Source organism: Nostoc sp. DedSLP04 (assembly GCF_034530775.1).
Classification (GTDB): Bacteria; Cyanobacteriota; Cyanobacteriia; order Cyanobacteriales; family Nostocaceae; genus Nostoc.
Genome location: NZ_JAVRCL010000107.1, coordinates 1 through 15,033 on the forward strand (window position 1 = coordinate 1; position 15,033 = coordinate 15,033).

Here is a 15,033-nt window from a genome sequence, read left to right on the forward strand (position 1 = left end):
AATCGCTGAAATTCCTTTGCCGTATACATTTACCATTTTCGGATAAGTCTATTGTTTAAATTTGCACCTTCCAAGTCAGCACCTGTCAAATTTGCTCCTTCTAAATCCGCACCTTCTAAATTTGCTTGAAAAAGAGAGCTATTGCTTAGATTCGTACCTTTCAAATTTGCATGGCTTAAATCAGCCTCGCTTAAATCCAAATCACTAAGGTCGGTATTTTCTAAGTTAGCAGAATTTAAATTTTCTCCAGAACCAATAAAAATAGCTTGTTCAAAAATATCGAAAATACCTATTCCAGGTATAGAAAGATATCTTGTTTTTTCGTCAATTATTGTCTCAGTATCATAGATACAGTTTGTAAGAAGTTCACCTATACCCATACCTGTAAGGTTAGCACCAATCAAATTTGCTTTCCGTAGTCTTGTTCCATCACTAAAGAAAGCATTGCTTAAATTTGCGCCTCGCAGGTTAACTTTATCTAACGTACTTTGGTATGTCGTGATATTGGTTAAGTTGGCATAACTAAGATTTGCTTCTTCTATCCAGCCATGATCCATATAAATGTTACTCAAATCTGCATAGCTAAAGTCCACTCCTTGAAAACGGCCAGACAAGTTGGCGTGACTCAGATTAGCTGCTTTGAAGTTAGCGTACTCTGCTTCAGCTCCGTCAAGACGAGCATTACTGAAATTAGCACCTTCAAAATTAGCTCCAAGCAGCGTAACCCTTTGTAGACTGGCATTACTCAAATTTGCGTAACTCAGATTCACATCATTAAGATGAGTACCAGTCAACTCAGCACTAGTTAAGTTTACCCCACACAGATCAACTTCTTCCAAGTGTAGACGACTAAAATTGACACTAGAAAAATTTCTTTCACCTATGGCGTAGCGTCTGAGTAATTCTTCTCCATCCATAACTCTAAGCTCTAAGCCTGTTTATTAACATCAACCTTAAAATTTTGATTTAATTTTACAAAACCTAACTTAAATCTAAAACCAATCCAGGTAGTAAAGTTTCACCACACGGTGTCTTAGGGTTATTCAATTCTTCAACCGCATTATTGGGCGGAAGCGAATTGGTAAAATTCATTTCTATAGAGGCAGTGCGACGGGGAACTAGGTAAATTAAAAAAAGCTGTTTTGAAACATTACCTAATGCTAAAACTTCGCGCAAATTTTCGCTGTGAGCAATTATTCCATTTGCATTGTAAGCGATGTATTGATTTTTATATAAATCTAATAACATCTGGCGGTTCCGATTTAACCACTTGAACATTTCATCTGTTTCTCTTTTAGTGGGAGTTGTGTTCATATATTTAATGTTGTCCGTGGATGTGGAATATCTCTGGCACTATTTTAATTGTCTGCTGCAAGAGGTGAGCTACCAAACCTGACTAAATCTAAATCTAAAATAAACCCACCAATAGAATTAAAACCCTTCACCTGTATCATTTTGCTTGTTGCTGGTAATGTCCGATCGCATCCCAGAAGATCCACTTTTGCACCTATAGCTTAGACTTAAATAAAAGCTTAGTATCGATGAATCAAAGTCTAAGTGGTACTCCCAGCCTAAAAGAACACACTCATCAAAATCCTGTTATTACCAAACAGCAACTATTTGGGAAGCAACTAATTGTCCTTACCTTGGAAATGCTTCTGGCATTACCTCTGGGTTTACTCCTTGCAAAGTTCCAAATTGGCAGGATTGCCTGGATATTTGGCGGCATTGCGGCTGGTACAGTGGTTCTTCAAGGGTGTCGAATTTTTTATCAATATTCCCCCCAACCTAACCGCACTGCTAGAAAAGTGGGAATGGCACTTGTCGGCTTAACTGTTGGCGCTTCCAATGCCCACGCGAATCTAGCTAGTATTGCTTCTGGTATTCCTATATTTATTTTTCTTACCTTATTTCTGCTGCTAAGTGGAGGTTGTATCGGTTATATTTACTCCCGCGCCAGCAAAACCAACCTATTTACAGCAATGCTGGCTACAGTTCCTGGTGGTGTAGGAATTATGGCAGCGATCGCTGCCGATTACAATAAAAATGTTAGCTTGGTTGCCCTAGTACAGGCGATTCGCGTTACCTGTGTAGTTATTCTAATTCCCTTCATCGCTAGGACATCAGCTGGTAATGATTATCCGCAAACACTCCCAATCAAAGCTGCTTGGCTCAATCTCGATCCATCTCAACTAGAATTACTCTTGTTAGTACTGGTAATTACTGGATTAGTAGTTTATCCAGCTATATTATTTAAAATTCCCGCCGGCGATTTCTTTGGTGCATTGTTGATTGGTATCGGGTTTAATCCTTTGCTACATTGGCTGCCTTTTGTAGGTGATATTAGCTTTAGTCCGCCGCCAATAATAAACTTATTGGGCCAAATGCTGTTGGGAATTACGATTGGTGAATATTGGGGAGACAAACCTAACTTTAGAAAGCGGACTGTCGCCTATGCCTTGATGTCTGTGGGGATGACTCTCGTAGCTGGAGCGATCGCTGCTATACTTGCGATGCAATTAACCTCTTGGGACTGGTTAACCTGTCTTTTAGTCACAGCACCAGGAGGATCGGCAGAAATGATCTTAGTTTCGCTTGCATTGAATCATAATGTTGAAATTGTCACAACTGGTCATTTAGTGCGACTAATTGCGATTAATAGTTCTCTACCGCTTTGGCTGTTTTTGTTTCGCCGTCTAGATAAGCAACTTTCTGAACCAGTTTAATTGATAAAGGCATTAGGAATGGGGCATGGAGTATGGGAAAGAGGACAAGGTCACTTAGAGAATTGGGGACAAGGGGAAAGACTTGTTGTAAGTTCTAAGCTTTTGTCACCTTGTCTCCCTTGCCCACTCCCAACTTTTAAAAATGCAACTTGAATGCTGATAGCTTATTCTTTTGTTGTTATTCAAATACTAAGGATGCTTTAAATGGTTGCCCAAATCCAAGAACTTGAAGCGCAGCATTGGGTTAAAACTCGTTCTTCCCTCGACCCTAGCGAATCCACTTTCCTGATTTGGAAAGGTAAAATTTACGCTTTTATCCCCGGTGAGAAAAGACAACTCCTGTTTAAGATGCTGGGATTAAGCGTTAGCCGATGTATTCCCACAGCAGAGGGTAGCTGGGATTTTACTTCTAGGGAACTAACTTACTACCTCAACCCAAAAACAGATGAGGTTTTATCCAAATGGGAAAACCCCTGGACAGGCGAGACAGTTCCGGTGATTCACGTTGCCAATAATCCTGTGCAGGGAAAGTTTGAAGGAAACTTCCCCGCACAGGTCGATGGTGACAGCACAACCTTCGTTTTTGATATATTTCCTTATTACCCCAATCCCTTAGCAGACGATCGCAAATTTGCCGAATACAGCCCAAATCCAATTTATCAGGCAGCGGAATTGTTTAAATTAACTGTGCCAACCGCAGATTTATTCAACCCAGCACTGAAATCTGTTTCTGAACTCAAATTGAGTTGGGATCGAATTGGTCAATGGCTTCCCTGGATGAAAATGGGCGATCGCCCCGGTCAGCTAATCTACAGTGCTGTTGGCAGCAAAGTCAATGGTTTAACAGAACTGCCCCCAGTGCTGCAAGACGAAATTAATAACCGTATTCCTCTATATAAGCAAGCCCCAAAAGCATTGACAGATGGCGAAGATATGACTTCCTGGTTGTACTTCCAAAAGTACTTTCAAGCTTACTTGGCTGGTGAAGTCTTCCCGCTTCCTCAAGCAGAAGAATTTTGACATCCTCCCCTCTTGAGAAAAGTGCAGGGTGGTTTCATTTGATGGTAGAAAAATGTGTAAGCCCTAAATTTCCATTCAGTTGTGATTTAGTTTCCATAGTTAACCGACAAAGAAATAAGAGTATGGGATTTTTCTCTCGTTATATGAAATCACCCTGCTCCCCCTTGAGAGAATCTTTTAAAAGTCTATTTTGACCCAATCTAAAATCTAAAATCCCAAATTGGTATGACTCACGAACAACAAACTGCAATAGAAGGTATCTATGAAATCTGTATCGGCATCACAGAGCCAATTTCTGCAATTCAGTATTGGGAGCAATTTGGCTATCGCATTGGTCAAGTGGGTCAATTAACCGCAGATGTAGCCAATCAATTATATGGTGTGAATTCATCTTTACGCTCAATCCGCCTCTACCACCAAAATGCAGATCATGGTTTGATTCGGCTGATGGTTTGGCAAAACCCCACCCATCAAGGTTTAGGAACAGCGTCGATGAAAATTAAGGGAAATCGCTGGGCGGCAAGCTTAACAGCAGATGTGTTAAGTATCTTAAATCATATAGAAAATGCAAAAGCCGCAGGTTTGCCTATTAGGCACACTAACCCTTATTGGGAAGTCATCTACAACAAAGAGAGGAAAAGCCGTCCATTTATTGAGCCAGCAGTTGGTGTACGAGAAATGCTGCTACTGCAACCCTTAGCTCGCCAGCTTCTATTTCAACGGTTTGGCTATACACTACCGGATTACGGACAAGTTAACCACAATGCTGCTCTCAAGGCTAGTCAGTTTACCCATATGGGGATCATCGTTCAAGATGATAGCAAAGAAACCCTGAAGTTTTATGAAGAAGTTTTAGGTTTGCTGCGTGTGCGTGATGGTGTCGAAACTAGCTATGAATCTTCGCCAGCCGGTCGAGATATTTTTGACCTTAATCCTGGTGAAAAGTTTATTCTCACTACCTTTGATGATCCTCGTTCTTCTAAGTCTGACTTGATGGCTGTACGGAGTGGTAGGCTTTACATCATTCGATTCCCAGAAAATATTAATTTAGAATCGCACTTTGAGGCAGCCCAACCAGGTAGCTTGGGTATGTCTTTATATACCTATCGGGTTAAGGGAATACAGGAGTATTACGATCGCATCAAGGCAAGTACTGTACAAAAAGTTACAGATATTATTAGTAATGAGTTTGGCGAGCCGAGTTTTTCCTTTGTTGCACCAGATGGCTACTTCTGGACTTTGCTAAAAGGTAATTAACTAGTGCAAGAGGAGTAGGGAGCAGGGCAGTAGGGAGAGAAGCCGCAAATTAATAGTACATTTATACTAAACTGAAGTTCTTTATCAATCACCAAGAATTTGATTTTCCTAAACTGCATCAGTATGAACCCTGTTCGGATCTCAAATAGGATTGCTATAGATGGGATTGGCGTTTAAACTAATCCCTCCAACTGCCGCGATCGGTTCGCTATTGAAATTAGAGAGTGCCTCCATACCTGATTGGACAATAAGAATACCACATCCATCGGTACGCACTACGGGCGCTTTTTCAAACAAGTCAACTTGAAACCCTTCTTGAATAAGCAAACTGGCAAGATAAGCTCCTGATGTCCCTGCGCCGATAATACCTATCTTGCTATTGGAAGAAACCATCTGTGACTCTCTTGATTTAATCTTGTTTAGATGATACTTGATTGAGATATTATCTTAAATAGTAAGCCATAAAGTTGTTTATAGGGCGATGCCTGTGGCGGGCTACGCTTACGCTAATAATCAGCTGTGTTTAACTGAAATGAAAAGGCTCAAGTAGTTATTAAACTTATAACAAGCTCAATAATACATCCAGCTAAAAGCAAATAAATTTCATATTTAATTGATATCTCATTTAAGCTGGCGGTTGTATCTTTTGAAGTTCTTTAATTGCTTCGATATGGGCTTGATTTACCTTCGTATGCTCCTCTACTGCTTCAGAATATACATCTGTTGAAGGATCTTCTATTAGTCTGTGCGCCAAATCTTGAAATTTCTGCGCGTGTTCGTGCATGGTTTTTCCATAGGCTTCGATACGTTCTTTTTGTTCGGGATCGATTTGGTCATCTGTTTCTAAACTCTTACCCAACTCTTGTATCTCTTTGCTATGCTCAATTGCTTTTTGAGCATGTTTTTGTGCTGTCTTTATAGTCTGCTTTGAAACTTCATGCATAATATTAATCCCGACTCTCGTCTTAAAAGAACTATAAAATAAAATTCCTCTACCCTTTGCTTCTTTCAACCAAATTTCGCCTGTTGACCTGAACAATCAAATAGATGTAAACCTAACCGTTGGGAAAGTTCTTCACACACCTTTACCCCCCGCACACTATTACCACGCACATCTAGCAGTGGCGAAAAAACTCCAATGCCCATCTTATTGGGTACAACGGCAATAATCCCACCAGAAATACCGCTTTTCGCCGGAATCCCAATTTTATAAGCCCACTCACCTGCAAAGTTGTACATCCCGCAGGTATACATCACACTCAGAATATCTTTAATATAACGCTTATCTACCGCCTGTTCTTTGTTGATGGGGTTAATACCTCTGTTAGCCAGAGTAGCCGCCATCACTGCTAAGTCTTGACAATTCACCATCACAGCACACTGCTGGAAATAAAGATCCAACGCCTCTTCAATATTCCGGTCAATCATGCCAAAGTTGAGCATCAAATGTGCCATTGCACGGTTGCGATGTCCTGTACTGCGTTCTGAGGTAAAAACTGAAATGTCAACGAATACGTCGCGGCTAATATATCGGTGAAACATATCCAGCATCCGGTTGAGGCGTTCGGTAGGGCCGGAACCTTTGATTAAGCTAGTGGTGGCGATCGCACCTGCATTTACCATTGGATTATAAGGTCGCTTCGATTGCTCATCTAAAACAATCGCGTTGAATGCATCTCCCGTCGGTTCAACGCCAACTCTAGTTAAAACATAATCCAGTCCATGATCTTCTAAGGCAAGTCCATAAGCAAACACCTTAGAAATCGACTGAATGGTAAAAAGTTGCTCGTAGTCCCCAACTTTATAAACCTGACCGTCTACTGTCACAATGCAAATGCTGAACAAATCCGGGTTTGCCTTTGCCAGTTCGGGAATGTATTTCGCTACTGCACCCTCTTGCAGAGACTTGTACTGGGAATGTAACTCGTTGAGAACAGCTTTTAATGGCGATGCTTCTATTTCTATATCTCCTGGATGTGCTTGGTTTGTCATTAGGCTGATGGCATTTCCCAAAATACTTACTATATATAGAAGAGGTACAGCTGTACATCCCTACAGTTACAAAGATTTTGTCAAAAACAGCTTGCTCTAAAAAATCATACTTGAGCAATTACTGAAAATAAACAAAACAGCATGTATTTTTTGTTACAAACAGTATTTGTTGTTTAAGCGATCGCAAAGTTTTATTAATTTTTAAGTCATTAATCCTGAAAAATATTCCTTTGGGTATCGTCCTTTTTTTTATACTCAGCAATACGGTTACTTAAAGTTATATTTATCACCGATATCAGTCTAGTTATGGAGAATAAAAGTAATGATTGATGTAAGTAGAAAAAACTTTGAAAAAAGATATCAGACTCCAACTAATTTGCATAATTTTTTAAGATGCAACTCAGATCGCGACTTATTCATAGTTAAATCTAAATATTTCCTTAAATAAATAATTTTAAGTATTTATGCCGATGCCATTTAATTAAAGTTATATTACCTTCTTATAGGAAATAGCCAAAAACAATGTGATCTAGAATACACGAGTAGTTGTGAGCCTTTAGAAGTGATGTGAATAGGGTATCGCTACTTTAGTGTGAAATAAGCGTAAAGTTTTTTTAAGAAATTTTTGACTTACACAAAAAAGCGTTACATAGCCAAAGTCCGCTTTTGAGAAAGGTTTCGACCTTCAAATTGGAATGGGAATTTGAGAAAGTGGCCCATAGTTACGCTAAAACCCTGATCCCCAAGCTAAAAGGTTCGTGTTAGTCTGTTGCAGTTATAAAGAACAAAGTGAAAACGGAACGAGTTCGAGTTTTTCAAAAGGGAAATCACTTTCATTAGCGATCGATCCCGCAAGTTATAAAACTTTAAGTTCTACAGTCGCTTTCAAAAACGGACGCATGAATCAAAGACATTTGTGGACTATTGTTGCCCTGTTTATGGCTGTTTTGGGAGTACCCTCAGTCGGTTGCACTCAAACCACCAAAGGAAATGCGCTAGCATCCCAAAAATCACCCGCTCCTGATGTGGTTAAGGTGGGAGAGTACCAATCAACAGCAGGGAAACAAACCTTGGATGCTGTGATTACAGAAATTCATCCTCACAACATTAAAGGACGTAAGGCGGCAACCCTTTTTATCAAAAATATACCTGTTCTCACTTTTTTGAGTTCTGTATCAAATACGAATCTTGAGACTAAAAAAGTTGGTGCAATTGACAATACTGGGGGCGTACAAGGGTACGCCCTTATTGCTAGCAATTCATCAAATGCATTGAATACTGGGAACGCAACAGATGCGAGTAACCAGATTAGCTCCACTGACAACGATCCGGTTCAGATAGCTGGTGTAGTAGCAGCTAAGATCAACCAGTTGAATCGAGAAAACGTGGACGGGAGTAAGATTACCGTCAGTTGGAAAGCAGGGGAAAAATCTACTGCCAATCAAGCGCAAAACAAAAGCGTCCCTGTCCAACAAAATGGCGATCGCTATGTAATTAAAATTAATGGCGAAGAGTTGGTCGAAATCAGCGAAGGTACGCGATTAGCAGGTAGTACCAACGATCTAGCGCAAGATGCATTGCAAGCAACCAATCGCTTGCGGAGACTACTAGGCAATGCATCTCCCCTAAAAGAGATTGCAAATTTACCAGTCCGTCAACAAATATCAATACCAAAGCTGCCTCAACAGATTGCCGTCGGAGTAGTGCGAGCCACCCTGAGAGGAATGGCTTCTTATTACGGCTATGATGGTTCTGGTAATCGCACTGCTAGCGGTCAGAGATTTAATCCAGAAGCAATGACTGCCGCTCATCGCAGTTTACCCTTTGGTACGCAAGTTCGTGTAACTAACACTCGCAACGGTCGTTCTGTAGTGCTGCGGATTAATGACCGAGGCCCATTCATTCGGGGTCGAGTCATTGACGTGTCTGCCGGCGCGGCTCGAATTTTGGGAATGATGGGCAGTGGCGTAGCACCAGTGCATATTGAGGTATTGGGGAAATAATTATTAGGCAATAGGGAATAGGCAATAGGGGTTTTTCTAATGCCCAATGCCCAATGCCCAATGCCCAATCCCCAATCCCAGTTCCGTATCACTTAATTCCCCTAGTTCAATCAACTCTTCCCTCTATTTCGGATATAAACTAACGGGGGAGGGATCGATAAGAACTAGGGGTATTTTTGTGCGCCTGCTGACAACAGTCGCAGCTTTACGCTGCTATTTAACTAAACGCTGCTCAGAAAACAAGCTAATTGCGGTTACTGAGGATCTGAGACTAGATGAGATGACTGGCTGGTATCAGACGGCAGTCGGTCTGGTGCCAACGATGGGAAATTTGCATCAAGGTCATTTAAGCTTAATCCAACGGGCGCGGCACGAAAATTCTACGGTGATTGTGAGTATTTTCGTCAATCCCCTGCAATTTGCTCCTAACGAGGATTATCAACGCTATCCCCGCAGTTTAGAGCAAGACCAACAACTTTGCGAACAAGCTGGGGTAGATGCCATTTTTGCACCGAGTCCTGAAGAGATGGCTGTTCCTCAGAAGAGTATACAAGAATCAAAGGTTACACAAGTTATCCCCCCATCTGCTATGATAACAGGCTTGTGTGGTCGTTCTCGGCAAGGTCATTTTCAGGGTGTCGCTACGATTGTTACCAAACTTTTCAATTTGGTACAGCCTGACCGTGCCTACTTTGGTGAAAAGGATGGTCAGCAACTAGCAATTATTAAACGCTTAGTAGCTGACTTAAATTTGCCAGTAGAAATTGTTGCTTGTCCAACAGTACGGGAAGCGTCAGGTCTGGCCTTCAGTTCTCGCAATCAATATTTGACGGCAACGGCAAAAGAGCAAGCAGCGGCATTATATCGTGGCTTGCGACAAGCCCAAGCTGCATTCATTGCAGGCGATCGCAATAGTAACAAGTTGATAGCAGTGGTACAGCAAGAAGTGGCAATGGTCAGCACGGCCTGTGTGGAATATATTGAATTGGTTGAACCGACTACGTTGATGTCTTTAGAAAAAGTTGAGGAGGAAGGAATGTTGGCGATCGCAGCTCGTCTTGGTGCTACACGTTTGATTGACAATCTCATATTGCGCGATCGTCAACCCATTATCGCCATTGATGGCCCAGCCGGCGCTGGAAAATCCACAGTGGCGCGGCAAGTGGCAGCAAACCTGAATTTAGTTTATTTAGATACAGGAGCGATGTACCGTGCTGTCACTTGGTTAGTACTGCAAAAGAAAATTGCTATTGACGATGAGTGTGCGATCGCCGAATTAACTAACCAGTGTAAAATTGAACTTACTCCCACCCAGGATTTACAATCGTCTGTGCAGGTTTGGATTGACGGTACTGATGTTACCCAAGTGATTCGCACGATTGAAGTAACATCAAAAGTATCTGCGATCGCGGCACAAAGCGCAGTCCGTCAAGCACTGGTTAAACAACAACAAAAGTGGGGCAAAAAAGGTGGTTTAGTTGCTGAAGGTCGAGATATCGGTACTCATGTATTTCCCGATGCCGAAGTGAAAATCTTCTTAACCGCTTCTGTAAGCGAACGCGCCCGTCGCCGCCAGCAAGACTTTAACACCCAAGGTCAACCTGAAGTGAGTTTAGAGCAGTTGGAACACGACATCGCCGAACGTGACTGGAAAGATAGTACACGCAAGGTTTCTCCTTTGCAGAAAGCAGCAGATGCGATCGAACTTCAAACTGATGGTTTAGACGTGTCTGAAGTCACGGCACAAATCGTTAACTATTACCAACAGCATTTATCTCAGTGTTAATTACTACTATTTGCTGTTAGTTTTTTAGTTTCAAAGGGTGGTGAGTGATTATTCACTTACCATCTTTAAAACTGTATTTAAAAATAAAATAGATGTAAGTTAACTATTGGCTATTTTAATTTGAAAATTAATACTTATAGTCAAGTGTAAACAATTATTAATTTAATTTACATTTTTTTAAAAATAAATCATCTCGCTTTCGACTGATTTTTCAAATCGTAATTAATCTTACTAAAGATAGAAGTATTAAAGTTTTAATTGCTAAATGCTATTTAGTTATTAGCCTTTAGTTATAAAACATTAGTCATTTTTATTTATAGTCAAGAATTGCTAGCGATTTGACTTATCAACAAAGTACTTTGTTTCCGTCTTCACTTTGGTAGTAGAATGACGATGTTAAGTTTTATGTTTCACTAATCAAAGGCATAAAACCTCTAAAAATAAAAGCTATTAATTTCCCAAACTTCTGCAATAGCTTACAAACTAGAAACCGGTAAAGAGAGGATTTGACACAATGGCATTTGTACAGCCCCCACTACCCTTTGAAAAAGATGCTCTAGAGCCTTTTGGCATGAAAGCTGAAACTTTTGAGTATCACTACGGCAAGCATCACAAAGCTTATGTAGACAACCTCAACAAGCTTACTGAAGGTACAGAACTTGCTGATAAGTCCCTAGAAGAAGTCATCAAAACTTCCTTCCAAGACTCCTCTAAGGTGGGAATCTTCAACAACGCTGCCCAAGTTTGGAACCACACTTTCTTCTGGAATTCTTTGAAACCACAAGGTGGTGGCACACCCACAGGTGAACTCGCAGCCAAAATCGATAAAGATTTTGGTAGCTTTGACAAATTCAAGGAAGAGTTCTCTAACGCGGCTGCAACTCAATTCGGCAGTGGGTGGTCTTGGCTGATCGATGATGGTGGTACGCTAAAGGTGATCAAAACACCAAATGCAGAAAATCCCCTAGCTCATGGTAAGAAGGCACTCTTAACCTTGGATGTTTGGGAACACGCCTACTACATTGACTATAAAAACGCCCGTCCAGCGTTCATCAAGAATTTCCTAGAAAACTTGGTCAACTGGGACTTTGCTGCTGAAAACTTGGCTAAAGCTTAATTACTTGCCAGTTTTGAACTGGCAGCGATGTCTTTTAGTCAGCTATTTTGCGGCTACGTAGTTTGTGCCAGATATCTAAAGTAGAAATAATTCACTTAACACCTTTGTCAGCAGTCACGACAGTAGTCAGTCAAGTTTAAATTGATGGGTAAGTGAGTTCGTAGTCAGGACTTTAATCCTTATTTTCTAAGCACTAAAGTCCTTACTACAAACCCTGAAAACTAGCTTGAATTGTACTAAGATCGTGACTGTTTTTGGTTAGGCGTTGAGGGGGATGGTGGAGAAATCAAAATATAAAATATATGGATAGCAAAGAACTAGCACAATACATCGAAGCAACGAATAGCATCTCTAAACCTTGGGTATTGGTACAACTGCGTCTCAAAAAATTGCAAGAGCGTCGAGCCACTCTGACAAACGATGTTTATACCAAAGAATTAGAAGATATTTATCAAGACTTGATGAAATTGGGTGAATGGTGGCGCGGTATTGAAGATGAGGTATTTTAAAGTGAGGAGTTATGAGTTATGAGTTTTCCTAACTTTTAACTCCTAACTCCTAACTTCTAACTTAAAACACAACCTGATGGCTCAAGCTCTCGATCAAGTCGATTACGATACTCTCGATGCTGCGAAACGACGCTTCATTGATGCTGCAAAACGCACACTTGGCTTTGCAAGCGCTTATGGCATCGTCCCCGCGTCAGGTCTAGGAGCAAGTGCTAACGCTTTCAGCTTCAACCTCGCTCCGTTTCTAGAGGCGGGGGCTAGAGAACTTTCGATGACACTTGTGCCGGAAGGACTAGGCACCGCAGACGATACCCGCCCTGACGATCTTTCCGAAGAAGAACTTCGACGATTCTGGTGGAATATTGGGATTAAGATCGTTTCGTGTCTGACGAACGATGCCGCAACTTCAGGTATGCAGACTATACTTCTCGGTCTTTATCTGCCTTCGAGTACTCCTGAAACAATTTTTACCACCGCTTTCCTTGATGGGTTTCTTGATGGAGTAGTTGAGGGGTGCAAACGAGTCGGGTGTGTGTATCTCTCAGGGGAAACTCCTCAACTAAAAACCAAGATGATTCCAGGGCGGCTCGACATCGCTGGCTCGGTTTTTGGGGTTATGCCGGCTGGTGTCGCTCCCATTGATAGCTCGCGTCTGGATGCCGGAAATACCATTGTTTTGGTGGAAAGTTCGGGCCCCCATGAGAACGGTTTTACCCCACTGCGAAAGCTTGCTGAGTCGCTTCCTGATGGCTACAGAACAAAACTTCCGAGTGGGCAAGAGTTCTGGGAAGCGATGAATGCTGCTTCGTATCTTTACACGCCCCTTGTACAGGCAGTGCTTGGCGAAGGAATTCGTCCGACGGCGATGGAGAATATCACTGGTCATGGTTGGCAAAAGCTGATGCGGTCGGTGAAGCCGCTTCGGTACGTTATCGAAACAATGCTCCCAGTACCAGAGATATTTACATTTGTTGAGAGTCATCTTGAGGGCGGGGCTGAGACGATGCTTTCGGTGTTCAATTACGGTGCAGGATTCGCATTCTATACAGAATCAAAGCAGGATGCAGAGAGAATTGTCCTACTTGCAAGAGAACATCAACTTTCGGCTGCGATCGCTGGAAGAGTTGAAGCGTCTCTTTCCCGCGAGGTAGTGATAGAACCCCTTGGAGTCACCTTGAAGGGAGATTCTTTTGGAATTGCGCGAGGGGTATAGGGGTATAATGCAACCCAAGCGTAGGCATAGCCAGTCGTAGACATCGCTAGTTTTCTCGAAGCTATTTTAGGCTCACTTGTGCGATGCCTGCGGTGAGCTACGCCTATGCTAAAGTCATTTTGGTTAGAAAAAAGCTGTAATTACAGAGAAAAAGAATATTTTTTACACACAAAATCAATTTGCATTTCCGGCTTATTAGAAATAATTACCCTACTAAACCTTTCTTTTCTAGGTCATTTAGCACAGATGCTATAGGTGCATTTATGAAAAACTGGATGTAATATTTACTACTACCTAATAATAAAGTAGTGCGAATCACCCATGACTGCTGAGATTAAGATTTGCTAACGTAGTCTTAACATATTGAAAAATTTGCTGAGAAAGCTGAGAAAGTAGCAGCCGATACTAATTTTTAGTGTAGGTTCTTTCTCATCCAAAGATGTGGCATTTTGGTGTGTTAAGGATAAATATTTTTCTTCAGAGGGGGTTATGGCTGTAAATTTGACCCGTACTACAACTTCGGCAGAACTTTTAAAGCAAGTATTCCGTAACATTGATGCGCATAGTTGTCCAAGGTTATTCAACTTTCACATGCACACTGTCTACTCGGATGGTAGATTGCAGCCTAGTGCATTGATGGAGCAGGCGATCGCTATTGGGTTAAAAGGGTTAGCCATCACCGATCATCATGGTATTGTCGGCTATCAAGCGGCCCTTGCTTGGTTAGAAGATTGGAAATGGAATAATCCTCATGTAACTACTCCTCACCTGTGGAGTGGCGTGGAAATCAATGCCAGCCTTTTGAATATAGAAGTTCACATTTTGGCTTACGCTTTTGCAACAGAACACCCTAGTATGAAACCCTATCTGCAAAGAAGGCCGACTACAGGGCAAGAATATCAGGCAAGTAACGTGATTGCCGCTATTCATGAAGCTGGGGGATTGGCAGTTCTGGCTCATCCAGCTCGTTACAAGCGATCGCTTTTTGACTTAATTCCAGCTGCGTCCGAAAAGGGCATTGATGGTGTGGAAACTTTCTACGCCTACAATAACCCTAACCCTTGGAAACCCAGCGTATTGGAATCAGAACAAGTGCAAAAGTTGGCTGATGAATACTTTCTTTTCAATACCTGTGGTACTGATAGCCACGGTTTGAGTCTGCTACAACGCTTGTAAAGATGAATCAATTTGTTTAAATCTCCTGGTTCAATCTGCCAGGAGGTTATCTTTTTTTGGATGCTCAATAGTCAATTTGTTTTAAAGTTATGGCAAGGGACTGGGGACTGGGGACTGGGTGAAAAGCCTTTTTGTGTCTAAGTTTTATCGTCTGTTGATGTCCTAACCTTTTTGGCTATTGCTATAACCCTCTTCTGTCACTTTCCGAGTATTCTGAATAAAAGGATTAAAAGA

At 41.5% G+C, this 15,033-nt stretch carries 15 protein-coding genes; 9 read left to right on the forward strand and 6 right to left on the reverse strand.

The window, feature by feature from the left end:
- Nucleotides 1–29: 29 nt before the first annotated feature.
- From RMX89_RS33455 to RMX89_RS33465, 3 genes are all read right to left on the reverse strand, one after another.
- Nucleotides 30–917, reverse strand: coding sequence for a pentapeptide repeat-containing protein (locus RMX89_RS33455; RefSeq protein WP_322691998.1), 888 nt, complete (start codon nt 915–917; stop codon nt 30–32).
- Between the two features lie 64 nt (nt 918–981).
- Nucleotides 982–1,314 (reverse strand): DUF5678 domain-containing protein, encoded by a 333-nt coding sequence (locus RMX89_RS33460; protein ID WP_322691999.1) that lies wholly within the window; start codon nt 1,312–1,314, stop codon nt 982–984.
- Between the two features lie 44 nt (nt 1,315–1,358).
- A complete protein-coding gene (locus RMX89_RS33465) occupies nt 1,359–1,499 on the reverse strand; it encodes a hypothetical protein (RefSeq protein WP_322692000.1) in 141 nt (46 codons plus the stop codon).
- A gap of 42 nt (nt 1,500–1,541) precedes the next feature.
- Between RMX89_RS33465 and RMX89_RS33470 the strand changes: the two genes are divergently transcribed.
- The 3 genes from RMX89_RS33470 (at nt 1,542) to RMX89_RS33480 (ending at nt 5,003) form a co-directional block, all read left to right on the forward strand.
- Nucleotides 1,542–2,726 carry an AbrB family transcriptional regulator gene (locus RMX89_RS33470; RefSeq protein WP_322692001.1) on the forward strand — a complete coding sequence of 395 codons (1,185 nt, stop codon included), beginning with the start codon at nt 1,542–1,544 and terminating at the stop codon, nt 2,724–2,726.
- Between the two features lie 204 nt (nt 2,727–2,930).
- The gene (locus RMX89_RS33475; protein WP_322692002.1) at nt 2,931–3,746 is read left to right on the forward strand and encodes a DUF1838 domain-containing protein; all 816 of its coding nucleotides are present in this window, start codon (nt 2,931–2,933) and stop codon (nt 3,744–3,746) included.
- A gap of 225 nt (nt 3,747–3,971) precedes the next feature.
- Complete coding sequence (locus RMX89_RS33480; protein WP_322671470.1) at nt 3,972–5,003, forward strand: VOC family protein; 1,032 nt, start codon at nt 3,972–3,974, stop codon at nt 5,001–5,003.
- Nucleotides 5,004–5,144: 141 nt separating this feature from the next.
- On the opposite strand, the gene RMX89_RS33485 is transcribed toward RMX89_RS33480, so the two are convergent.
- The 3 genes from RMX89_RS33485 to glsA form a co-directional block, all read right to left on the reverse strand.
- Nucleotides 5,145–5,396 carry an FAD-dependent oxidoreductase gene (locus RMX89_RS33485; protein ID WP_322692003.1) on the reverse strand — a complete coding sequence of 84 codons (252 nt, stop codon included), beginning with the start codon at nt 5,394–5,396 and terminating at the stop codon, nt 5,145–5,147.
- Nucleotides 5,397–5,628: 232 nt separating this feature from the next.
- Nucleotides 5,629–6,015: a hypothetical protein gene (locus RMX89_RS33490; protein ID WP_322685962.1), complete on the reverse strand. Its 387-nt coding sequence runs from the start codon at nt 6,013–6,015 to the stop codon at nt 5,629–5,631.
- Nucleotides 6,012–6,995 carry a glutaminase A gene (gene glsA / locus RMX89_RS33495; protein WP_322692004.1) on the reverse strand — a complete coding sequence of 328 codons (984 nt, stop codon included), beginning with the start codon at nt 6,993–6,995 and terminating at the stop codon, nt 6,012–6,014. Before glsA ends, RMX89_RS33490 begins: the two co-directional genes overlap by 4 nt.
- A gap of 899 nt (nt 6,996–7,894) precedes the next feature.
- Here glsA and RMX89_RS33500 point away from each other — a divergent pair.
- The 6 genes from RMX89_RS33500 to RMX89_RS33525 all read left to right on the forward strand — a co-directional run bounded on the left by RMX89_RS33500 (nt 7,895) and on the right by RMX89_RS33525 (nt 14,799).
- Nucleotides 7,895–8,998, forward strand: a complete 1,104-nt coding sequence (locus RMX89_RS33500) for a septal ring lytic transglycosylase RlpA family protein (protein ID WP_322692005.1) — start codon at nt 7,895–7,897, stop codon at nt 8,996–8,998.
- Between the two features lie 178 nt (nt 8,999–9,176).
- Complete coding sequence (locus RMX89_RS33505; protein WP_322692006.1) at nt 9,177–10,784, forward strand: bifunctional pantoate--beta-alanine ligase/(d)CMP kinase; 1,608 nt, start codon at nt 9,177–9,179, stop codon at nt 10,782–10,784.
- 514 nt (nt 10,785–11,298) lie between these two features.
- A complete protein-coding gene (locus RMX89_RS33510) occupies nt 11,299–11,901 on the forward strand; it encodes a superoxide dismutase (RefSeq protein WP_322671464.1) in 603 nt (200 codons plus the stop codon).
- 302 nt (nt 11,902–12,203) lie between these two features.
- A complete protein-coding gene (locus tag RMX89_RS33515) occupies nt 12,204–12,410 on the forward strand; it encodes a hypothetical protein (RefSeq protein ID WP_099099470.1) in 207 nt (68 codons plus the stop codon).
- Between the two features lie 271 nt (nt 12,411–12,681).
- On the forward strand, nt 12,682–13,623 hold the full coding sequence (locus tag RMX89_RS33520) for an AIR synthase related protein (RefSeq protein ID WP_416212021.1): 942 nt from the start codon (nt 12,682–12,684) through the stop codon (nt 13,621–13,623).
- 489 nt (nt 13,624–14,112) lie between these two features.
- Nucleotides 14,113–14,799: a PHP domain-containing protein gene (locus RMX89_RS33525; RefSeq protein WP_322692008.1), complete on the forward strand. Its 687-nt coding sequence runs from the start codon at nt 14,113–14,115 to the stop codon at nt 14,797–14,799.
- The last annotated feature ends 234 nt before the right edge of the window (nt 14,800–15,033 follow it).